This is a genomic window from Arthrobacter sp. TWP1-1, from assembly GCF_049897845.1.
Classification (GTDB): domain Bacteria; phylum Actinomycetota; class Actinomycetes; order Actinomycetales; family Micrococcaceae; genus Specibacter.
This window is the reverse complement of the sequence record NZ_JAFCXC010000001.1, coordinates 619246-641990: the sequence shown is the minus strand read 5'-3', so window position 1 is coordinate 641990 and position 22745 is coordinate 619246. Positions and strand designations below refer to the sequence as shown.

The following is a 22745-nucleotide window of genomic DNA, read 5'->3' as shown; positions in this document are numbered from 1 at the left end:
GGAGAAGACAGAGAGCTTCCCGCCAGTTTCTGCGTGTTTCCTGTGGACGCGTGCCTTCGGAACCGGTGCACCTCACCCCAGCGCAACCGTCAGTGCTGGTGCCAAATCGCCGTTGGCTTGTACGACGACGTCACCAAGTCCCAGCCATTGCGCCATCAGCGCCAGTTCCCCGGCCAGTTCGACGGCGGTGTTCAAGGGGGCGTCCGGCTCACCGAATGCTCCCCGAACCACGAGCTTACCGGCCTGTCGATCGGCTTTCAGGTCCACCCGCGCCACGATGTTCTCGCCCAGCAGAAAGGGAAGCACGTAATATCCGTATTTCCGCTTCTCCGCAGGTGTGTAGATCTCCAGGCGGTAATGGAAACCGAAGAGTTGCTCGAGGCGTCGGCGCTCAAAAACGAGCGAATCAAAAGGACTGAGCAAGGCGCGTGTTTGGGCGTGTCGCGGCACAGTTGCCTTAGTGTGGACAAACGCCTCGGCATTCCACCCAGTCACTGTTACGGGTTTCAGCACGCCCTTGTTCACCAGCGCGGCTACTGCCGCCGAGCCTTCGCGGACAGGGAGTCGAAAGTAATCAGCAAAGCAGCGCACAGTGCCAATGCCATGGGCCAGCGCCGATGCTTCCATGAGCCGTTCCATGGCTTCTTGCTTATTCGGGTTGTCATCAACATCGACCCGGCCCCCCGCAGGCAGGACCTTTCCCACCAATGAATATTTACGTTCAAATTGGTCGTTGCGGGAGGCCGCACCGACGACTCCTTTTTCAAAGAGTCCCTCGAGAGTGCGTTTGACGGCGCTCCAATTCCAGCCCCAGCCGTCCTTGTTGTTGTGCTCCACGTGGCCGATGCGCGCCTTGACCTCGCGGGCCGTCAATGGCCGGCTCCCAGCCAGCAATTCCAGAATCTGCGCTTCGAGATCCTCGCGCAACGTGGGATCGAGCCGCGCCGAGCCAACCCAGGCCCGGCTTTGCCAGACCCTCAGATCGTGAAAATGGACGGGTCGGATGAAACTGGCCTCGTGAGCCCAGTACTCCATCATTTTTCGCGGCGCGGTGCCCGCCATTGTTGAGAGGATGTTGCGGTCATAGTTTCCTAGGCGCGAGAAAAACGGCAGGAAGTGGCTGCGGGAAATTATGTTGACCGAGTCGATCTGGACCAATTGCAACTGCGCGAAAGTCCGGCCCACGGACCGTGCTGTGACGGGTTCCGTGGGCCGGACTTTTGCCAGCCCTTGGGAATTAAGTGCCATGCGGCGGGCCTGTTGCAGGCTCAGCCGTGCAGTCATTGCGTAATTCCCTTAACTGGTTGGTTGTGGCTATATTTTTCGCCAAGCGCCTCAGACGCGGGCTGGTTCGTCCGCTGAACGGTAGGCGGAGATTTCCTCGGTGACATCTGCATTCTCATTGAGCGAGATGACACCATAGGTCCAGCCCTTGCGACGGTAGACCACTGAGGGGATGCCGGTGGCCGCGTCGATGAACAGGTAGAAATCGTGTCCTACCATCTCCATGTTGTCCACAGCGTCATCCAGGGACAATGCGGTGGCGGGGAAGACCTTCCGGCGGATCAACACTGGTGAGTCGCCGGCCGGGATGTCGTTCTCGATGTCGTAGGGCGACTTCTCCTCGACGGCAGCTTCCGGGGTGCTCTGTGCGTAGATCGGCTCGGTGCTGCTCACCGTCGCCAGTGAACCCGTGGCTTCGTTGACGGCAACGGGGGCGTGGCGGCCGTGGTGGACCTTCTTCTTGTCCTTTGCCCTCCGAAGCCGCTCGAGCAGCTTCCCGTAGGCCAGATCAAACGCTGCGAACTTATCCGCTGCGGCAGCCTCGGCGCGGATCACCGGACCCCGGCCCACAACCGTCAGCTCAACCGTAAGTGGTGTGTCTGCCGTGCGGGCCTTGCTCTCCTTGGAAACCTTCACATCAACACGCTGAACCTTGTTGGCCAGCTGTTCGATCTTCGTGAGCTTTTCGCCAGCGTATTCGCGGAATCGGTCCGAAACGCTCAAGTTGCGACCCGTGATCATGAACTCCATGGTGCCCTCCAAATATCTTCGGTGACACGGCGGCCGGCTAGCAATTGGTGCAGGAATCCTGACCGCCGACGGGTGGTTTCCTCTTGGAAGAGGTACCCGTTCACTCACGTTAGTTCACTGCATCCGTTTATTCATCTATTGCGGCAAATATTTTTTTGCGCGTCCTCATCAAGGCGCCTTTTCGTGCCCTCCATCGGGTGCCCGAGTGGCGGCCAGGACCGTGGCGCCACACACGGTAAACCCCGCTCTTTCCAAGGTTTTGGCGGCTTCGCGGAGGGTGGATCCGGTGGTGAGCACATCGTCAACGAGCACTACGGCAGGACCAGCGAAGTTCACTGACGGCCAAATGCCCCGGCGTCCATTGCGCCTGATTCTCATTGTGTTACGAACGTTTCTGCGCCGAGCTTCACGCCCCAAACCCTTCTGGTGGTGCCCCCGCCACGGCAGCCTGGCCCTGATCCCCAAAATCGGCGCAATCACCATCCGCGGCGGCACTCTGCCTTCACCTTCCAGCGCACGCAGAACAAGGGCCACGGGGTCATAACCGCGGCGGCGCCAGCCGCTGCCAGTGCTCGGGACGGGGACCAGCCACAGGGGTTCGTTGGGTGGAATCGGCACCAACTCCGTCGCGGCGCCAAGTGCCCGGGCCAGACAACGCCCAAGGGGGCCTTTGAGTTCGGTGCGGCCATGGTTCTTATAGGCCAGGATGGTGGCCGCCAGAGCATCTCGATAGTCCCCGGCCGCAACCACGGGAAGATGTGTCTCCCCCAGCACGCCAACCAAGGCGTCTGCCGCGCCCTCTGCCCTGAACGGCTTCTTCGTTTGCCGGCGCAACAGGGATGAACATGCCGGGCAGATGGCGTGGTCTTCACAGCCGCACACCACACACTCCGCAGGCAAGACGAGGTTCAGGAAGTCTTTCCAAGCACCTTCGCACCACAACCAGGCCCGCAACCAGCGGGCCCGAGGCCGGCCCAGATGTCCCCGCCGCGGCGGAGAAACTTGCTGCGGGGAAAGGAGCAGCGGGGAAAACAGCAGCGGGGAAACGTGAAACGGTCCGGTGCCTCCTGATGTATCCATGGAGCCAGCATGGACTTGCCGTGTCAGGCTTACTAGGGCAATAGAGTCAAGTGTGGACGCAGGACAGGCCTAGCAGGGCTGTGGGGGAATTAGCCGGCGAAGGACGCTTGCCGCAGGTCCTTGGCAACCACTTCCCACGTATTGGAGGCGTTCGAATAGTACTGGGTTGCCGTCTGTGCATGGACATTGCGCACACCGGTGCTTGCGCTGATCCACTCGATCCCAGTCAGTTCCTCTAGAGCCACTGGTTCCAGCGCCAAATCGAGGACTTCGATACTCACGGCTGCGGTGGCCGAGGTGGCAGTAACAGCCACACTTGACTCACCAACCCAGAGCCCAAGAACCGGGGAGCCGGAATGGCTCAAGCTAAGCGGCGATGTCAGCTCCTTGGGTATCTCGCCAGATTTGAATATCCCGGTAACGCTGACAACACTCACGCCCTTGGCATTGGACACCACCAGCGCCCGCGTGCCATCGCGGGAAATCCTCAGGGATGTCACCTCCTGCCCAACCAGCCAGGGAACGGTCATCACCACAGCCTTACCCAAGGCACCGCCGTCGTCCGGGTTGACGGCGATCACCGTGCCGGAGCCGTCTCCGGCGGCAGACCACAGCCACCCATTCGGGGCAAAGGACGGCGGCGTCAGGGCGACCGCCGAAATTGCCAGGACCGGCTCTTGTCCCGGGCTAACAGCATAGATCTGGTTGCCAACGCCGGAGCGGAATGCAAAACTCTTGCCGGAATAGGACATCGCTGGTGCCGAGGGAAGCAGGTCTGCAACCGAGGTCATGCCGGCAATGGTCGAGATCTTCGTGCCGTCAAAGGTGACCAGCTCATTTTTGGCCAGGGCCACCTGCGTGGGAGGTACCGGGTTATCAATGGTTATGGGGTTGATGGCGTCACCGGCGCCTCCCATATCGACTTCCCTGTCGTCGGCCAGAAACTGCACCCCCGTGACCGTGTTGAGGCTCTTTTGCAACGTCACGAGCAATTGCGCCTGCATTTGCTGCCGTTGTTTAACGCTGGTCTCCAGCAAAGGTTGGGCCGTCAAGCCAACCTCCGCCACGCCACTTTCATTGACGGGAACTGAGTCACGCTCCAGCGCGATGCCGTTGGGGAAAGCGCTGACAACTGCACCTTGCAAATACGGTGCCGGTCCGGCCAACATTGCCTGCACAATTGCCGTTGCCGTACGTGATGAGCGGCCAGCCAGCCAGCGCACATCCGGCACACCATAGGTAAATGTTGGATCGTAGAAGTAGAGCGAAAATGGACTGAAAAGCGTCTGGAACGTCGCTTCGGTGAGCACCACGCCGTCGGGCGTTTCAGAAATGCGCCACTCGCCATCCACCTGCACCATTTTCATGGTCAGGCTTTCGGTGCCGGAACCCTTTGCCGGTGTCAGTACGCCCGTGGCATCCACGCTGGAAACAACATTGAATTTGAGCTCAAAAGTGTCCTTTTCGGTTCCTGGCGCCACCGAAAACGTGTCCTTGTAGACCAGGGTGCGTTTGTCAGGTGCCCACGATTGTGCCCGTCCCGGCGTCAGGTACTGCCGGGCAAACTGAAAATCGTCACTGAGTCCGGTGCCGGAGTCAATGAATCCGCGAATAATACTCTCCGGCGATGCACCCGGAACCGGCGCGAATTGTTGAAAACCGACATTGACCTCGTTGTTGCGCGGTGTCAACGGATCGCTCTTGCCCACGGAGCCATGCGTTGGGATCACGGCACAGCCCGTGATGGCCAGAAGAACGACGGCGGCCATCGCCAGAGCCAGGGCAAGCCAGTTCCGCCGTGCACCCTTGTGACGACTGGGGCGACTGGGGGATTGCCTTGTCGTTACGGAACTGCTCACCACTCCACCTTCTCCGGGCGGGTGCCCTCCACGTGATTCCCTGAAGCCTTGTTCTCTGAAGCCTTGTTCTCGGCCACCTTTTTCCCAGGTACACCGCTTGACTCAACCGTGGCGGAGCCCTTCAGCCCGCCCAGAGCGCCCACCACCCCGATGGAGCCGGTGTTGGTCAGAATTGGTCCACTGGATAGCGAGGCGGAGCTGCCGGCGTGTCCGCCATCGGGCGGGAGCGGAACCGGGGAATGATCCAGGACGATTCCCCTGCGCCGGGGCAGGGTCAATCGGAAGCAGGAGCCCTCGCCGGGACTGCCCCAGGCCTCAAGCCATCCGTCATGGAGCTTGGCGTCTTCCATGGCGATCGACAGGCCCAAGCCGCTGCCGCCAGTGGTCCGGGCGCGTGCCGTATCGGCACGCCAAAAACGGAAGAAGACGTGTTCCAACGAAGAAGGCGACATGCCAACGCCATAGTCGCGGACGGCAACTGCTACCGCACTGTCATCAGCCGAGACAAAGATTTTCACCGGCCGGCCTTCACTATGTTCAAGGGCATTGAGGACAAGGTTGCGCAGGATCCGGTCCACGCGCCGGGCGTCCATCTCAACCACGCACTTGTGGTTGCGAAGTCGGGTCACCACCGACAGCTCGGAGGAGTTGGCCTCCGCGACCGGCAGGGCGCCGTCGATCACCGAATGAATCACGGAGAAAATGTCCAGCGATTCCGCGTCCAAGTCGGCCACACCGGCGTCGAACCGCGAGATTTCCAGCAGATCCGCCAAGAGCAGCTCGAACCGTTCAACCTGGTGAAAGAGCAGCTCGGAGGAGCGCTTGTTTATGGGGTCAAAGTCTTCACGGGCATCGAAAAGGACCTCCGCTGCCATCCGCACCGTTGTCAACGGGGTACGCAATTCATGGGAGACATCCGAGACAAAACGTTGCTGCATCTCGGACAGCGTTGCCAACGCCGTAATTTGGTCCTGCAACGAGGTGGCCATCTTGTTGAAGGAGGTGGCAAGCCTTGCCATCTCGTCCTCACCACTGACAACCATGCGCTCCTCAAGCTCGCCGGCGGCCAGTTTCTCCGACACAGCCGCCGCCTGACTGACGGGGTTCACCACCGTGCGGGTCACGTACCAAATGATGACGCCGATCAGTATCAGCAAGATGCCACCGACCAGCCATAGCACCGACTGAATATAGTTCAGCGTTACCTGAGCACCATTGAGGTCATAGATCATGTAGAGCTCATAGTTGGTGTTCAGCAACTCAACTTGGCTGCCGACAACAACGGCCGGATGAACACCTTCGCTACCGGTTGGCAAGGCGATCGACTGCCAGAACTGGCCGTCTGCATCGCCTTGTACGGCCTTGCGTAATTCATCGGGAATGATGGTGGAGGTGACACCGCCGGAATCGGATGAACTCACGGCAAGCCTGCTGTTTTGGCCCGGGATGATGAGCATCAGATATTTGCGGTTGTCGTCCGCACCGCCAACTTCAAGCAGCTTCAAGGTGTCACGCACGTAGGTTGAAACACGTGGTTGGTCACTCACGCTCGCATTGGAAAAACTCTCCTGCACCTGGGTAGCGCCACGTGCGGATTCATGCTGAGCCTGAATGAGCCGTTCCTTGAACAAGCCGTTGGAGATCTGGCCAGCCAAATATCCACCAACGCCCACCACGGCCACCGAGGCAATCAGGAGCGTGGTGACAACGGTGCGAAATTGCAGTGAGGTGCGCCAGCGTTTGGACCAGCCCCTGCGGAACTTTCCAGCCAAACGAACCACGGCACGGCCAGCCGTTGCCAGCCCGTGGCCTGCCTTGACGACGGCCCGTTCTGCCAAGCTGCGGACAGCAGTGTGCTCGGCGTGTGGGCCATCCACGGCAGCATCCGGCCGAGCGTCAGCCGGAGTTTCGGCATCAGCCGAAGTTCCAGCGTCAGGTCCACTGACGCCGTCGTCCGTGGTGTGCGAGTTCTCGCTCATGGCATCTTCACCGCCGCGGGCCGACGCTATGATCCAGCCTTGTAGCCGACGCCGCGGACGGTGAGGACAACTTCGGGGGCCTCGGGATCGCGTTCAATCTTGGAGCGCAGACGCTGCACATGGACGTTGACCAGGCGGGTGTCTGCAGCGTGGCGGTAACCCCACACCTGTTCAAGGAGCAGCTCGCGGGAAAATACCTGCCACGGCTTGCGGGCCAGCGCCACCAGGAGGTCAAACTCGAGGGGCGTCAGCGAAATCTTCTCACCCGCACGGCGAATGGAGTGGCCGGCTACATCGATGGTGATCTCACCGATGACAAGAGTCTCCGGCGGTTTGACGTCGCCCGGACGCAACCGGGCCCGGACACGTGCCACAAGCTCGGCAGGCTTAAAGGGCTTGGCAACGTAATCGTCGGCCCCCGATTCCAGCCCGCGGACAACGTCAGAGGTATCCGACTTGGCCGTCAACATCACGATGGGCACGTCCGACTCGGCCCGGATCAATCGGCAAATCTCAATGCCATCCATTCCGGGCAGCATGAGGTCAAGCAGGACAAGGTCCGGCTTATTGGCCTGAAATACCTCGAATGCCTTGGCTCCGTCTCCACAAAATACGGGGTCAAACCCGTCATTGCGAAGCACGATGCCGATCATCTCGGCCAGTGCCTCGTCATCGTCAACAACTAAAATGCGTGCCTTCATGGTTCTATATTTGCCTATTAGCTGCCTAATGTCCCTATCGACGCTCCATGGGAACTGACCCTTGTGTGGTTTTTCCTTGTTTTTCCTTGTTTTCCGGGCAATACGGGCTCAATTGTTTCCGCAATGCCCGGGCCTGCATCGGGAAAAACCGGTTCTTCCCGATAGTGTTTGACGTAAGGACGTAGCTTGGCAACGGGTCCGAGGCAGGAAGTAAAAACCCTTGACCTCGGGACCACCCGATGTTCGCACCGCGGATGTCATATCGGGGGACTATTTCAGGGGAGCAAGATGACGCAGGTACCGCAGCAACCACCGGTGGAGCCAGAGGGCGAGGACGCCAAGGTTCAACCGCCTGCGCCGCCGTATGGCCAGCCGCAACAGCCACCGTATGTTGAGCCGCAGCAGCCACAGCAATCTCCGTATGGCCAGCCGCAGTGGGGACAGTACGCCCAGCCCGGACAGCAGTACGGACAGCCCGGCTACCCCGGACAGCCTGGCCAGCAGTATGGACAGCCAGGTTTGAATAATCCCGGCTTCAATAATTACGTGGCCCCACCCAAGCCAGGCGTCATTCCCTTGCGCCCGCTGGGCTTGGGAGAAATCCTCGACGGCGCTTTTCAGGCGGCGCGGCGCAACGGCAAGGCCATGTTTGGGTCGGCGCTGATCTTCCAATTGGCCACCACGGCCATCACGTTGTTGGTCATGTATCTGGCCTTTGGCCAGGCCTTCGGGGACCTCCTCACCATGGACCCCAACGTCACCCCGGATTCGGCGGCCCTCGAATCCATGAGCGGCAGTTTGGTGTCATTCTCGGTGTCGTTGCTACTGACCAGCATTCTGGCCGTGGTGATTCAGATGATCCTGCAGGGTGCGCTGGTCATTCCGGTGCTTCGGGCGGTGTTGAATCGGAAGACCAGCTTCACTCAGATGTGGCGGCTGGTGCGGCCGCGCATCGTCAGCCTCCTGCTTTTGGCACTGCTATATGCGGGTGCCGTCTTTGTCACCATGGGCATATACATCCTGATTGTGGTGGCCCTCATTGTGGGCATGGACGCCTTATCAAGCGGCGGAAATGCACTCGGTGCCATCGCCCTTTCGCTGCTGATCAGTTTGCCGTTCGTGGCCGCCTCTGTATGGATTGGCACCAAGATACTGCTGGCACCCGCCGCCATTGTGGTGGAAAACGTTGGCCCCATTGCCAGCATCAAGCGGTCCTGGATTCTGACCCGGAACAACTGGTGGCGGACCTTTGGCATTTCCATCCTTGCCGCCGTCATCGCCGGTGTCATTGGTTCGGTCATCACCACCCCTGTGAGCATGCTGGCCAGCTTCCTCGTGCCCCTGATGTTTGGCACCGAGCCCGATCCCGAGCAAATGACCAACGCCATCTTCATCGCCCAGGGTATCGCCAGCCTGGTTGGTGCACTGGTTGGTGCCGTGACATTGGCCTTCCAGACTGGGGTCATGTCCCTGATCTACGTTGACCTGCGGATGCGCCGCGACGGCTTCGACATTGCACTGCTGAAAGAGTCTGAAACAGGCAAGGACGACGGCGGGATCCCCGGCTCCCCCGTCCCCGCCGGCCAGCAGCCCGGACCCTACGGGCAGTAGGACGCTGTCCATGGCGTCTTCGCTGACTACCCTGGCATCGCTGCCCACCCTTCTCCCCATTGATATCCCGGTGGTACCCGGTGCCGATGAAGCCAGGCAATGGGCTCAGGAGGAGCTTGCCCGGAAGGCGTACCAGGATGCCAAGCCTGGGCTGGCCGAGCAAATTGGTGCGCTCATCAAGAGCGCCTTCAATGAGCTCTTCAACAATGTCAGCGGTCCCAACGGCTCTGTTGCTCTGGCCATCGGCGTTGGTGTCGTGTTGCTGGCCATCGTGGCGATAATCTTCATTATCCGGCCCCGCCTCAACCGCAAGATCGCCAGTACCGAGGAGGTCTTTGCCGGTGCACGCCTGCTTTCAGCCGAACAACACCGGGCCCTGGCCCGTACTGCGGCCTCGGCAGGAGATTTTCATACCGCGGTCACCGAGCAGTTTCGGGCCATGATCCGGTCCGCCGAGGAACGCGATGTGAGCCTCCCGGCCGTTGGCCGGACAGCCGTGGAGATCGCAGTGCAACTCGAGCGCGCATTCCCTGCCCACGGCGAGGCGCTGCACCACAGCGCCGAAGTCTTCAATGCCGTCCGCTATGGAAAGGTCACTCCCACCGCGGCCATGTACAACGAACTCACGGCCACCGATCAGGCTGTCTCGGCCACCAAGCCCGTCTATGCCGATGATGGCTTGGCGGTGCAGCCATGAGTACCGCCGCACCATCTGCACCGTCATCGCCGGCGCCGCCGGAAACCAAAACCTTTCGCTCAGAGCCCGCCAGTACCGCACAGCGGGTCGGCGGCGTGTGGCGAAAAGGCAGATTCTGGGTCATTTGCACCGCCATCTTCGTGGTCCTCTCGATTATCGGGTTCGTCCTCGCCAATGCCGGAAACCAGTCCACCGGCACGCTCGCGATCAACAATCCGGCTCCCGCTGGGGCTCAGGGTGCCGCCGAGGTCCTACGCAAACAAGGAATCAATGTCACTGCCACTGATTCCTTGGCCAGTACCACACAGGCGATCTCCGAGAATGGGTCCGGTGCCAGTACGGTGCTGTTTTACGATCCCCAAAACCTCCTGTCGACCGATCAGGCCGCCGCATTGTCCAGAGCCGTCCAGGACGCCGGCGGCAGGCTGGTTGCCGTCTCCCCCGCGCCCCTGACTGCGGCACAGTTCAGCCCGGATCTGGCCAGCGCTGGAACTGTCAGGGGAACCGCATCTGTCTCCGCTGGGTGCAGCGATCCTGATGCCATTGCGGCCGGAACGCTCGACGGCGGATCCCCCGCCTTGGGTGTCCTGGCACCCGTCAGCCTTCCTATCAATCTGTACAAGGGTGCGGAGACCTGTTTCGCCCCGGCCGCGAGCACGGCCGGTCATCTTGCCTTCAACACAACGGGCGACATTGTCGCCTTGGGCAATCCCGGCATCATGATCAATCAAGACCTGGCGAACCGGGGCAACGCAGCCCTGGTCTTCAGGCTACTTGGCAGCAAGCCCCATCTGCTCTGGTACACCGTCTCGTTGAAGGACATTCCGGTGGCCGAGCAGGCACCGTCACTAGCCGAGTTGACGCCCAAGTGGATTTTTCCGGCGTCGTCATGGCTGTTGTTGGTGGCCGTGCTGGGCATGCTGTGGAAGGGTCGGCGGAATGGGCCGTTGGTGGCCGAGCCGCTGCCGGTCATCGTTAAGGCGTCGGAAACCTTGACGGGCCGGGCAAGGTTGTATCAGGATGCGCGGGCCGTTGGCACGGCATCACGCACCTTGCGGCACGCCACCTTGACCCGCTTGGCACGCGCCCTACGGCTGGGCGCCGCCGCCGATCCGGCCGCCGTCGTCGAGGCTGCGGCCACCGCGACGGGGCGCCCCCACCAGCAGGTGTATGCCCTGCTGCTCGGCGAAGCGCCGCACACCGAACGAGAAATGTTGTCCATGGCCGTTGAACTCACGGCACTAGAGGAAGAAGTGGCACAGCGATGAGCCTGCCCCACCCAGAATTGACGAATTCAGCCCCGATGCCTCCGGCGACGGCCCCGATCACCCACCCAAACGCTCCTGCAGTTGCGGGGCAATATCAGCAAACGCTCCCGCACCAGCAGGGGGCCAGCCCATCGGCACAGGCCCTGTTCGCGGTGCGCAGCGAGGTTGCCAAGGCTGTTGTGGGACAGGATGCCACAGTAACCGGCCTGCTTATTGCTCTGCTGGCCGGTGGCCATGTTCTTTTGGAAGGCGTCCCCGGCGTCGCAAAAACACTGTTGGTTCGGGCACTGTCAACTGCTTTGAGCCTTGACACCAAGCGCGTGCAGTTCACCCCGGATCTGATGCCCGGCGATGTTACGGGTTCCTTGATTTATGACGCCAGCACCTCCGCTTTCACCTTCCGCGAGGGACCCGTCTTTACCAATATTCTTTTGGCTGATGAGATCAACCGGACCCCTCCCAAAACTCAGGCGTCGCTGCTGGAAGCCATGGAGGAGCACCAGGTTTCCGTGGACGGGATCTCACGGCGCCTGCCGCAACCCTTCATGGTGGCGGCAACCCAAAACCCCGTGGAGTACGAGGGCACCTACCCGCTGCCCGAGGCCCAGTTGGACCGTTTCCTCCTGAAGCTCACCATGGATCTGCCGGGGCGCGATGAAGAAATTGAGGTGGTCCGCCGGCACAGTCTTGGCTTTGATCCGCAAGACCTGCACGCGGCAGGAGTTCGTCCCGTGGCAGGTGCGGCCGAGCTCACTGCGGCCCGAGCAGAAGTAGCGCAGGTTGCGGTGGCCGGTGAGATTCTGGCCTATGTGGTTGACCTGGTCCGCGCAACCCGCACGGCGCCGTCGTTCCAGCTGGGGGTCTCCCCTCGCGGCGCAACGGCAATCCTGAAGTCCGCCCGCGCCTATGCCTGGTTATCCGGGCGGACCTTCGTCACCCCCGATGACATCAAGGCCCTGGCATTGCCGACGCTCAGGCACAGGGTTGCGCTTCGCCCCGAAGCCGAGATGGACGGCGTTGCCGTGGACGGCATTCTGCTATCCATCCTGGCTACCGTGCCGGTCCCCCGCTGAGCCACCGATTTCTGACGACGGACACAAATAACTATGGCAATTTCGGGCAGGTTCTTTTATCTGGCACTCGCGGCGCTGGTGCCTATTATCGCCCTGCCCGGAGCGCTGACGTGGGTGTTGGCCCTCTCCGTACTGGCGCTCGTAGTGGTGTTTGACCTGATCCTGGCCGCGTCACCCCGCAAGGTTGCGCTGCGCCGAACACTCCCAACCGGGGTCCGGCTGGGTGAAGCCAGTTCTGCGGTGCTGCATCTCGCTAATGAATCCCGGCGGCCCATGCGCGCACACGTCAAGGATGGCTGGCAGCCCTCGGCCGGAGCGGTCAATGCTTTGCAGCGGGTGATCATCCGCTCAGGCGAACGGGCGGCGTTGACGATTGATCTGACCCCATCGCGACGTGGTGACCTGCTGACACACCATGTTTCCATCAGATCATTTGGCCCGCTGGGCATGGCTGCCCGGCAAAGCACCGTCAAAGCTCCCGGCACGCTGAGGGTCCTGCCGCCCTTCCATTCCAAGAGACATTTGCCGTCCAAATTGCGTAAATTACGTGAACTTGACGGCAAGGCAGCCGTTCAGATCCGCGGAGCTGGAACGGAATTTGATTCCCTGCGCGATTATGTTCGTGGCGACGATGTCCGTTCCATCGACTGGCGTGCAACCGCACGACGGCGCGACGTTGTGGTGCGTACGTGGCGGCCGGAACGGGATCGCCGCGTTGTCATCGTTCTGGATTCCTCGCGGACGTCGGCCGCCCGGATTGACGATGAAACAGCGTTGGACACCGGGATCGAGGCGTCCTTGCTGCTGGCCGTTCTGGCCGAACGTGGCGGAGACCGGGTCAGCCTCATCGCCTATGACCGCCGGGTCCGGGCCAAGGTATCTTCCACCGGCAAGGGCAATATGCTCAACGCCATGGTGCAGGCCCTCGCGCCGCTGGAACCAGAGCTGATCGAATTGAACACCCAAGCGGTGGCCGGCGCCGTCCGCTCCGTCACCGCCCATCGCGCCTTGGTGGTCCTGGTGACCTCATTGGATGCCGGTGCGGCCGAAGAAGGCCTGATCCCCCTGGTGACAAGTCTGGCTCAAAAACATGTTGTGGTGGTGGCCGCCGTCCGCGACCCCGCCGTCGACCAAGCCAGGCTGGACCGCAGCTCCACCACCTCCACCTACCGGGCGGCAGCCGCCGAACATGCACTCAATCGCCGGGCCGCCATCACGGCAGTTGTGAAGCAAGCAGGCGTAGAAGTGGTCGATGCTGCGCCGCTGGATCTCCCACCGCAACTTGCTGACATGTACATCCGGCTCAAAGCAGCAGGACGCCTCTAAGACCCACCTCGGTCATGGCCGCAGAAGTCAGCCTGTGAAGGTAGGTGCCTGCAAGCCCAGTATTTTCAGCTCCGAGGCGAGGGCCTTCGAGAGTTCCTTGTGACCGGCGGCAGTGAGGTGAACGCTGTCGGCCATCTTGTTGCTCACACCGTATCGGGTCAGCCAGTCTCCGGCGCTAACGAAGGGGACGCCATTGCGTTGGGCAAATTCGGACAGGAGAGTATCTACCTCGGTACGCCGTCCACCGGCAAGATGACCGCTGGCGAGCGTGCCGATGAACAAGAATTTGGACTCCGGGTAGCTGGCCTTCAATGCACGCAGCAGCCGCTCAGCATTAGTCAGGATCGCCGCATCACTGGAACCCGCCGAGGCATCGTTACCCCCACCTTGGACAACCACGAGTGCTGGGTTGCCGTACGGGAGGATCATTTTTCCGCTCTCCAGTGAGTCCGGATAGTTCCCTGCCCAGGACGTCGTGGCCGTGAAACCGATACCCCCGGCTCCCATGAACCGCACGTTGTAGCCGGATGCCGACAAACCCCGTTCCACCCACGTGTCGGCCGGCTTGACACCGCCGGCTCCGGCGGATTGCGAATCGCCAATCAGCACGGCAGACCGGGCAATCTCCGGGTCAATGACCTCCTGCCTGCCTGACACTGGGTTCATGACCAACGTCCCCGCCGGCAGGTCCCAAATCGTGGTGACTTCATCCTTGGGGTTCTCGGCGTGGGCACGTCCGCCGTCGGGAACAGCATTGCGGTCTGGAATGTTTAGGACGGGTGCGGCTGTTGGAGTTCCTTGCCCGCTGGCATCGGCCTCAGAAACCGCACCAGAGACCGGCATGCCAGCACTCGGGCCAATCCCGACAAGCGCGAGAGAAAGTGCCGCAACCACCACAGTCGCCCCCAATATCCTGCGTCGCACCATGCCCCAGACTCCCTTTTTCTTAGCTACAGAAGGCAATCATAGGCTGCGGTAATTAATCACAGGCGAACTAAAGGTAACGAATCTCGCTCAATCTTTCGGCAACTTCCAGGGCCCGGTTCAGGACAGTGCGGGCCTCGTGGGGAGTCAGCCCGGCGAGCCCTGACTCGGGGGTGATCCGCAACTGGTTCAACAATGATTGGCCAAGTCCCAATCCACGCCAAGGGCGCATGATCTTCTCCTCCAAAACCGAGTACGACGGCGGCATGGCCCCAGCGCTGGCAGGTACCGTTCCGGCCCACACGCCAAGGCCGGATTCGACGGCTCCGGCCAACATTTCCCAGTGCCCCGTATCCAGTTTCTGCAGCGGAAGGGCCACCGCGTCGATGCCCGATTCAAGTGCGGTTTCCAGTGCCTTGCGCCATGAGTTGTTTTCGGCTTTTTGGGCTTCTTCGTCACCGGGTCCGCTGGTCGCTGCGATTGATTCGGCAGGCGCCAAGTTGATGGCCACCTGAGCGAAACCTGCCTCACGAGCCGCCGCGGCCAGGGTGCTCCACGTGTGGCGCAGTTCGGAGACTGGGATGGACCGCAGGGTGCGGTATCCAGAGGCCGTGGGAATGGTGCCGGCCAGCGCCGCGGCCACACCTGGTTCATCTATTTGCAGGGTCAGCGCCGACCCGGGAACTGCTGCCTGGACCTTTTGCGCATGCACGGCCAAGCCTGCTGCCAATGACTGGGCGATGTCGCGGCGGGCTCCGTAATCGCGCAAGGCTCGTTCACCGTAGTGGAGGTGAATGGCAGCGGCAAGGGAGATCGGCCCCATGACCTGGACCTTGAATGCGGAGGGGGTGATGTCACCGGCACCGGCAACGTCGGCGAGAACGTTGATGTCCGTGGACAGCGCCGAAACGGCGCGGCGATGATCGTGTCCAGCCCTGTCGACAAACCGCCAACCATAGGGCTGGACGTCAACGGGGAGCTCAAGGAGTAGCGAGGCACTGCGCCCTACGGCGTCCGATCCGACGCCGCGCGCAGGCAGCTGCGCCAGCGACGGAAGGTGCGGGCTGGTCAACAAGCCGAGGGAAACCTTGGTGGCCTCCACCGGATCCGTGCCGGGCCAGACGCCGAGGGAGGTGACAGTGACCTGCTCGGGAAAAGCGTTGGGTGAGGCATTCACTTGGACTGCGTGCCGCCGTCGTCCGTTTGTGCAACGAAACCTTGCCCATCACGGCTGACCACGGGAATCACACCGGTTGCCGCCACCGCCGAGTGGCTCTCCGAGATGGCCTGGTGGTGGTGGATGACCTCGCTGATGATGAAGTTCAGGAACTTTTCGGCAAAGGCCGGGTCAAGGTTGGCCGATTCGGCCAAGGCCCGGAGGCGATGAATCTGGGCCTTTTCGCGGTTGGGGTCAGCCGCAGGGAGCTGGTGCTCGGCCTTGAGGATGCCCACACGCTGGGTTGCCTTGAACCGTTCGGCGAGCAGGTACACGAGTGTCGCGTCGAAGTTGTCGATGCTGGAACGGATGGACAACAGTTCGGCCATGACGGCTGGATCCACTGCCCCCGAGAGGGAACTGGCGGCCGGATCAAAGTCTTCAACGGACAAGTGCTGCGTGTGGCTCGGTTCGGTCATAGGGACAGTTTAGGCGGTGCACCGGGCGGACAAAACTCCTGTCCACTCCGGGCACCGCCCAAACGCGCCTGCGATCGACTTTCGCCTAGCTCGCCGCAATCAGGGCTTGGTGGGCGGCCCTCCGCTGCGCTTGCTCGGCCGGGTTGGGAACCGGCAGCGAGGCAAGCAGGCGCTTGGTGTAGGCATCCTGCGGATTGCCCATGATCTGGTTCCCGATCCCTTGCTCCACCATCTTGCCCTTGTAGAGCACCCCGACCCACTCGGCCAAAATGTCCACCACGGCCAGATCGTGGCTGATGAACAGGGCAGCAAAGCCAAGCTCGGCCTGGATCTCACGGAAGAGTTCAAGCACCTTGGCCTGAACGGAGACATCAAGTGCCGAGGTGGGCTCATCGGCTATGAGCAACTTGGGCTGCAAGGCTAAGCCTCGGGCAAGGGAGGCTCGCTGGCGTTGTCCACCGGAGAGCTCGTGCGGGAATCGCCTGGCGCACGCACGTGGCAGCTGTACCGATTCCAGCAGATCCTCCACCTTTTTGATGACCGCTGTCTTGGACAAATCCGTGTGGATGAGCAGCGGCTCGGCAACGCACTCACCAATGGTCAGGTGCGGGTTGAAGGAGGCTGCCGGATCCTGGAAAACGAAACCAATGTCCTTCCGGTGCGGACGGAAGGTGCGCTCCTTGTAATTGAGCATCTCGTACCCCAGCACGTTCAAGGAACCACCCGTTGTCCGGTTCAGCCCCGCGATGGCACGGCCAATCGTGGTCTTGCCGGAACCCGACTCACCAACCAGCCCGAACACCTCGCCGGCGCTGATGGTGAAGGACACCCGATCCACAGCCTTGAAAGCGGGGCTGCCCAGCCTACCGGGGTATTCAATCTCAAGATCCGTGGCACGGACAAGAACTTCCTTGTCCTGGAAGGCACGTTCGGTGAACCCCGCCGAGGCGGAATTGCGGCCAAGGTGCGGAACCGCGGCTAGCAGTTTCTTCGTGTAGTCCTCCTTCGGAGATGCAAAGAGCACCTCCGCGGTGGCTTCTTCTACGACGTCGCCTTCGAACATGACAACCACGCGGTCGGCGAGGTCGGCCACAACGCCCATATTGTGCGTAATCAACACAATGGAGGTGCCATAGCGGTCACGCAGGTCTCGCAGAAGTTCCAGGATCTCGGCCTGCACCGTGACGTCAAGGGCAGTGGTTGGTTCGTCAGCCACAATCAAGCCCGGGTTCAGGGCCAGTGCTGCGGCGATGACTACGCGTTGCTTCTGCCCGCCAGAGAACTGATGGGGGTAGTAGTCGACCCGCTTTTCGGGTTCCGGGATGCCCACCTTGGCCAGCGCCTCGATGGCCAGTTTGCGGGCTTCCCGTTTACCCACGCGTTTGCCTTCGGGCCGGTGGGCACGCAGCCCCTCGGCGATCTGCCAACCCACCGTATAGACAGGATTCAACGCGGTGGATGGTTCTTGGAACACCATGGCCACATCACGGCCCCGGATCTGGCGCAGCTGGTGCGGGCTGACTGTAATGACGTCGTTGCCACTGATAACCACGGCACCGCTGCTCTGCGCAGTCTCCGGCAGCAAGCCTAGGATGGCCTTGGCAGTGACGGTCTTGCCGGATCCGGATTCGCCCACAATGGCGACGATCTCACCCGGTGCCACGGTAAAGGAAACATCCTTGACCGCCTTCACATCACCTTGGTCTGTGGCAAAGGTGATCTTCAGATCTGCAATGTCCAGCACGGGCCGCGGAGCAGACTCCCCTGTTGGTGAGGTGCCGAATTTCGTTGTGGAGCGGCTCATGCGTCCACCAACTCCTTCTTGTTCTTGCCGTTGTTCTTGCGAGACTTTTTCTCTGCCCGCTTGCGCCCGCGCAACCGCGGGTCATTGAGGTCGTTCATTGATTCGCCCAGCAATGTCAGGCCAAGCACTGTCATGACGATGGCCAGGCCCGGGAACAGGCCGGTCCACCAAATGCCGGAGGTGGCATCGGACTGCGCGTGGTTGAGGTCGTAGCCCCATTCGGACGCCGTCGACGGTTCAATGCCGAAGCCCAAAAAGCCAAGGCCAGCCAGCGTCAGGATCGCCTCGGAGGCGTTAAGCGTAAAGATCAACGGCAACGTCCGCGTGGCGTTCTTGTAGATGTGCCGGGCCATGATGCGCACACTTGAAGCACCCACCACAATGGCCGATTCAACAAACGGTTCGGCCTTCAGGCGGATGGTCTCTGCCCGGATCACACGGAAGTACTGCGGGATGAACACCACCGTGATGGAGATCGCCGCGGAGAAAATACCAGACCACACACTCGAACGGCCCTGGCTAAGCGCGATCGACATGACCATTGCCAGTAGCAAGGTGGGGAAGGCGTAGATGGCGTCAGCCACCACCACAAGGATCCGGTCCAGCCATCCGCCAATGTAGCCGGAGAGCAAGCCAAGGGCTACACCAAGGAAGATCGAGAGCGCCACCGCCACCACAATCACGAGGAACGCTGTCTGGGTTCCCCAAATGGTGCGGGATAGGACATCGTAACCTCCCGCCGTCGTGCCCCACAGGTGGGCGGACGACGGCGCTGCCTGGGTTTCATCGAAGCGTTCACTTGCGCCGTACGGCGCAAGCAACGGAGCAAGGGCCGCCGTAAGCAGGAACATCAACGTGAGCACGACGCCGGCAACGAGCATGCCGCGTTGGAGTCCCATGCTTTTCTTCAGCTGGGAAATGATCGGCAGCCGGCTAAAGAGCGACTTTTTGGTCTCCATGGCTAGTACCTCACCCTCGGGTCGATCAGGGCGGCGATAACGTCCACGATGAAGTTGGTGAGGGCCACAACGACAGCGAGCAACGCCACGATGCCTTGCACAGCAACGAAGTCACGCGCGGTCAGGTAATGGGCCAGCTGGAAACCCAAGCCCTTCCATTCGAAGGTGGTCTCGGTCAGTACGGCGCCGCCCAGAAGCAGTGCGATCTGCAGACCCATGACGGTGATGATGGGGATCAGCGCAGGTTTGTAGGCATGCTTGGTGAGAAGCCGATATTCGCTGACGCCACGGGAGCGACCGGCTTCAACATAGTCCTTACTCAACGTGCCGATGACGTTGGTACGCACCAGACGAAGGAAGACCCCGGCCGTGAGCAGGCCCAAGGCAACGGCGGGCAGTATTGAGTGTTGGACTACGTCCCAAAAAGCATTCATGTTGCCGCTGCGTAGTGCGTCCAGCCAGTAGATTCCGGTGGGCGCCTCGAGTTGGGTCATGGCGATTTCGGTGGTGATGTATGCGCGTCCGGCCACGGGCAACCAGCCCAGCCAAACGGCGAAAATCAGCTTCATCAACAGCCCAGCAAAGAACACCGGCGTTGCGTAGAAGGTGATGGCCAAGACGCGGGAGATGGCGTCCTGCCACTTGTCGCGCTTGTAGGCGGCCAGCATGCCCAGCGGGATGCCGATGGCCAAGGCTACAACCAGCGAGTTGATGACCAGCTCAAGGGTAGCCGAACCGTAGGTGGACAGCATGTCTGAGATCAACAGGTTGTCTGTGATGGTGCGGCCAAAGTTGCCTGTGGAGATCTGACCCAGATACTCGAGGTATTGGATGAAAATGGGCCGGTCATATCCGGCCTCGTGGACGCGGATGGCCAGCTGGTCGGGCGGAAGTCTGTCCCCCAGCGCCGCAGAAATGGGATCACCGGTGATCCTAATAAGGAAGAACACCATGGTGACGAGGATGAAGATCGTGGGGAAAATCAAAACAAAGCGGATGGCAAGGTACTTGCCCAGGCTTCCGCCGGACTTCTTCTTGCTTTTGGGCACCCGCGCGGCGGGGTCTTCCACCGGCAGGTCAATCAGTGCGGTCATGTGCGCCTATTTCTTCTACTGCAGGGAATCTTGGGTGCTTGTCGGTGCAGTGCGGTTTCGTGCAATGCGGTTTCGTGCAAAAGGCGGGGCATCCTGTGGAAGATGGCCCCGCCTTTGTGCCGTGTGACTATGTCTCTAGGTGTCTGTGTCTCTACCTAATGCCTTGCGGGCATTACTTGGACAGGACGCCCAACCGGAACTTGAATGACGCGTCCAAGGTGTCCTTGGTGCCGCTGACGCTGACGTTGGAAACGGCAACCTGAGCACCCTGCAGCAGCGGCAGTGTGGACAGGTCCTTGGCTTCCGCCGTCTGAATGTCCTCAATCAACTTTGTCCGCTTGGCCGCGTCAGTCGTGGTCACCTGTTCGGTGATCATTTTCTGGACTTCCGGGTTGTCGTAGTGGTTGTTGAGGAAGTTCTTCTTGCTGAAGAACGGAGTCAGGTAGTTGTCAGCATCTGAGTAGTCCGGGAACCAGCCCAACTGGTACATGGGGTAGGCATCCTTGACGCGCTGATCTGAATAGGAAACCCACTCTGTGGACTGCAGGTTCACTTTGAACAACTTGGTTGCTTCCAGCTGAGCCTTGATGGCGGCGTACTCGTCACCGGAAGAGGAGCCATAGTGGTCCGGGTTGTACTGCAGGTCAAGAGTTACCGGCGTTTCAACACCGGCATCAGCCAGCGCCTTGGTTGCCTTGTCTACATCCGGGCCACCCTTACCGTCACCGTATTCGGACTTCAGCGGTTCAATGGCTCCGGTGAATCCTGCCGGTACCGGGGAGTACAGCGGCAGGTAGGTGCCCTTGTAGACCTGCTCGGCAATCTTTTCACGGTCGATGGTATTGGCCATGGCCTGGCGGACCGCAAGGGACTTGGCGGCGTCCGGAGTTGCCGTCTTGGTGCCAAACGGCATGGTGTCAATGTTGAAGACGATGTAGCGAATCTCGCCACCGGGTCCAACATCAACCTTGACGTTCTTGTCTTCCTTGAGGCTGTCGATGTCCGTCGCGGTCAGAGTGCGCCAGGCTACATCGATATTGCCCTTCTGGACATCTAGCTTCAGGTTGTTGGAATCGGCGTAGTACTTGATGGTGACCGATTCCGACTTCGCCGCACCCAGCAAGCCCTTGTAATCGGGATTCTTCTTGAAGGAGATGAGCTCATTCTTCTTGTATGAATCGATCGTGAACTGGCCCGCGAAGGACTTGCCGGCCACAATGTCTTCATCTGTCGTGACAGCATCTGCACTGAAGACCGAATCGTCCACGATGGGCGCGGCCGGGCTTTGCAGTATCTGCAGGAACGTCTGGTCGTTGGCAGCCTTCAACGTGAACACCACGGTGGTGGCGTCGGGGGCCTCAACGCTGGCCAGGTTACCCAACAGTGATGCCGGGCCCTTGGGATCATTGATCTTGATCTGGCGGTCGAAGGAAAACTTCACGTCCTTGGAGTCAAGGTCCGTTCCGTTGGCCCACTTCAGTCCGGCTTTGAGCTTGACCGTGAACTCGGTGGGTGAGGTGAAATCAGCCGACTCGGCAATGTCCGGCTTGGGGTCGGCACTGCCCGGTGCAGAGTTGAGCACAAACGGATAGATCTGGTTCATAACCATGAACGAGCCGTTGTCGTAGGAACCGGCAGGATCGAGGAAGGTGGTCTTATCGGTGGTGCCAACGACAACCGGCGCTCCGGTGGAGCCGCTACTTTCGGTACCGCCGTCGCCCGCCGGTCCCGTGCACGCGGTCATGGCCAAAACGGACACGCCCGCCACAGCCATGACCGACTTGAACCCAAACATATTCTTAGCCATCAGCAAACTTTCTCTTGTGCGTTGCGTGTAACCGAGCACACCCCATCGTGTGATCCAAAACACGCGCCTGATAGTCAATATCTACCAGACTTCAACGCACCTACTTGCATCAGACACCGAGTTGCAACCAGAAGGTTACCAACGAGTACAAGAAGCACCTGAAATTACCTAAGTGATTCCGCCCGGGGGCCTGCCTGAAAGTGGGGATTGCGCCCGAACCACCCGGCAAGCTTTGTGTACGAGTCTGAAGCGATGGGAACCTGCACTTCCGGGCCGAAGCCGCGTTCAACACCGCGATATTCGGGTTTCATCATGCGCTGGGACCATGCCAGGGACTGATCGGCAAGTACCGGGTCCAGGATGACAGGTACCCCCGTAGCCTTCGCCAAGTCCCAGGAGTGGACAGTGAACTCTGCGATTTGCAGGCCAATGCGGCTGCGCAGTGGCGCCTCTCCCCCGCCCGGCAAGGCCACCTGCGCACTGAGATCTGCGCTGGACCAGGCCCGCATCAGCAGGGCAGCTCCATCGCTGAAACGTGTTGACCAATCGGCACCCACCGTTGCCCCCGATGCCATCGGGTCAATGTGGTGACCACGGGCCATGATGGTGTAGTTATGCAAGTCCTGAACCACCAAGTGGTGCAGGAGATCCTGGACATTCCAGTCGGCGCAGGGCGTGGGCCAGGTCGCCTGATTTGCCGCAATGGCGCTTATGATTTCAGCGCACTGATTAAGTGCGTTGTCCAGAAACTGGAGCGGGTTGGGAATTGTGTGCGGGGGCATTATGTAAACCTTCCGTGTGCCAAATCACCTTTAACGGAAGTTTACGCCAACACCGCAAGGGCCACGCCGATAAGTCATGGACATCCTGCTAGACCCCTCAGACGCCGCACCA

The 22745-nt window shown here is 60.8% G+C and carries 19 protein-coding genes; 5 read left to right on the top strand and 14 right to left on the bottom strand.

Annotation, left to right across the window (positions count from 1 at the left end; translation table 11 throughout):
- Positions 1-72 precede the first annotated feature (72 nt).
- From ACP7B9_RS03045 to mtrA, 6 genes are all read right to left on the bottom strand, one after another.
- Positions 73-1284, bottom strand: a complete 1212-nt coding sequence (locus ACP7B9_RS03045) for a winged helix-turn-helix domain-containing protein (protein ID WP_425860627.1) — start codon at positions 1282-1284, stop codon at positions 73-75.
- Positions 1285-1335: 51 nt separating this feature from the next.
- A complete protein-coding gene (gene hpf / locus ACP7B9_RS03040) occupies positions 1336-2034 on the bottom strand; it encodes a ribosome hibernation-promoting factor, HPF/YfiA family (protein WP_425860625.1) in 699 nt (232 codons plus the stop codon).
- Between the two features lie 168 nt (positions 2035-2202).
- The gene (locus ACP7B9_RS03035; RefSeq protein WP_425860624.1) at positions 2203-3114 is read right to left on the bottom strand and encodes a ComF family protein; all 912 of its coding nucleotides are present in this window, start codon (positions 3112-3114) and stop codon (positions 2203-2205) included.
- Positions 3115-3203: 89 nt separating this feature from the next.
- Positions 3204-4973 (bottom strand): LpqB family beta-propeller domain-containing protein, encoded by a 1770-nt coding sequence (locus ACP7B9_RS03030; RefSeq protein ID WP_425860622.1) that lies wholly within the window; start codon positions 4971-4973, stop codon positions 3204-3206.
- Positions 4970-6952 (bottom strand): MtrAB system histidine kinase MtrB, encoded by a 1983-nt coding sequence (mtrB, locus tag ACP7B9_RS03025; protein ID WP_425860620.1) that lies wholly within the window; start codon positions 6950-6952, stop codon positions 4970-4972. The genes ACP7B9_RS03030 and mtrB overlap by 4 nt, the downstream gene beginning before the upstream one ends.
- A gap of 26 nt (positions 6953-6978) precedes the next feature.
- Positions 6979-7653, bottom strand: a complete 675-nt coding sequence (gene mtrA / locus ACP7B9_RS03020) for an MtrAB system response regulator MtrA (RefSeq protein WP_044575184.1) — start codon at positions 7651-7653, stop codon at positions 6979-6981.
- Between the two features lie 288 nt (positions 7654-7941).
- On the opposite strand from mtrA, the gene ACP7B9_RS03015 reads away from it, so the two are divergent.
- Genes ACP7B9_RS03015 through ACP7B9_RS02995 form a run of 5 tightly spaced genes read left to right on the top strand, consistent with a single transcriptional unit; the run spans position 7942 to position 13628 of the window.
- Positions 7942-9264, top strand: a complete 1323-nt coding sequence (locus tag ACP7B9_RS03015) for a hypothetical protein (RefSeq protein ID WP_425860618.1) — start codon at positions 7942-7944, stop codon at positions 9262-9264.
- Positions 9265-9274: 10 nt separating this feature from the next.
- On the top strand, positions 9275-9961 hold the full coding sequence (locus ACP7B9_RS03010) for a DUF4129 domain-containing protein (protein ID WP_425860616.1): 687 nt from the start codon (positions 9275-9277) through the stop codon (positions 9959-9961).
- The gene (locus ACP7B9_RS03005) at positions 9958-11229 is read left to right on the top strand and encodes a DUF4350 domain-containing protein (protein ID WP_425860614.1); all 1272 of its coding nucleotides are present in this window, start codon (positions 9958-9960) and stop codon (positions 11227-11229) included. The genes ACP7B9_RS03010 and ACP7B9_RS03005 overlap by 4 nt, the downstream gene beginning before the upstream one ends.
- Entirely contained in the window at positions 11226-12302 is a 1077-nt protein-coding gene (locus ACP7B9_RS03000) for an AAA family ATPase (protein WP_425860612.1), read from the top strand. The genes ACP7B9_RS03005 and ACP7B9_RS03000 overlap by 4 nt, the downstream gene beginning before the upstream one ends.
- Positions 12303-12335: 33 nt before the next feature.
- A complete protein-coding gene (locus tag ACP7B9_RS02995) occupies positions 12336-13628 on the top strand; it encodes a DUF58 domain-containing protein (RefSeq protein ID WP_425860610.1) in 1293 nt (430 codons plus the stop codon).
- A gap of 27 nt (positions 13629-13655) precedes the next feature.
- On the opposite strand, the gene ACP7B9_RS02990 is transcribed toward ACP7B9_RS02995, so the two are convergent.
- From ACP7B9_RS02990 to ACP7B9_RS02955, 8 genes are all read right to left on the bottom strand, one after another.
- Entirely contained in the window at positions 13656-14471 is an 816-nt protein-coding gene (locus ACP7B9_RS02990; RefSeq protein WP_425860608.1) for an SGNH/GDSL hydrolase family protein, read from the bottom strand.
- A 151-nt stretch (positions 14472-14622) separates the two neighbouring features.
- On the bottom strand, positions 14623-15729 hold the full coding sequence (locus tag ACP7B9_RS02985) for a hypothetical protein (RefSeq protein WP_425860607.1): 1107 nt from the start codon (positions 15727-15729) through the stop codon (positions 14623-14625).
- Positions 15726-16187, bottom strand: a complete 462-nt coding sequence (locus tag ACP7B9_RS02980) for a chorismate mutase (protein ID WP_425860605.1) — start codon at positions 16185-16187, stop codon at positions 15726-15728. Before ACP7B9_RS02980 ends, ACP7B9_RS02985 begins: the two co-directional genes overlap by 4 nt.
- An 85-nt stretch (positions 16188-16272) precedes the next feature.
- Entirely contained in the window at positions 16273-17991 is a 1719-nt protein-coding gene (locus ACP7B9_RS02975; protein ID WP_425860603.1) for a dipeptide ABC transporter ATP-binding protein, read from the bottom strand.
- Positions 17988-18950, bottom strand: a complete 963-nt coding sequence (locus tag ACP7B9_RS02970; RefSeq protein ID WP_425860602.1) for an ABC transporter permease — start codon at positions 18948-18950, stop codon at positions 17988-17990. Before ACP7B9_RS02970 ends, ACP7B9_RS02975 begins: the two co-directional genes overlap by 4 nt.
- Positions 18951-18952: 2 nt before the next feature.
- Complete coding sequence (locus ACP7B9_RS02965; RefSeq protein WP_425860600.1) at positions 18953-20044, bottom strand: ABC transporter permease; 1092 nt, start codon at positions 20042-20044, stop codon at positions 18953-18955.
- A 172-nt stretch (positions 20045-20216) separates the two neighbouring features.
- Positions 20217-21851, bottom strand: coding sequence for an ABC transporter substrate-binding protein (locus ACP7B9_RS02960; RefSeq protein ID WP_425860599.1), 1635 nt, complete (start codon positions 21849-21851; stop codon positions 20217-20219).
- A 164-nt stretch (positions 21852-22015) separates the two neighbouring features.
- Positions 22016-22633: a TIGR03086 family metal-binding protein gene (locus ACP7B9_RS02955; protein WP_425860597.1), complete on the bottom strand. Its 618-nt coding sequence runs from the start codon at positions 22631-22633 to the stop codon at positions 22016-22018.
- Between the last annotated feature and the right edge of the window lie 112 nt (positions 22634-22745).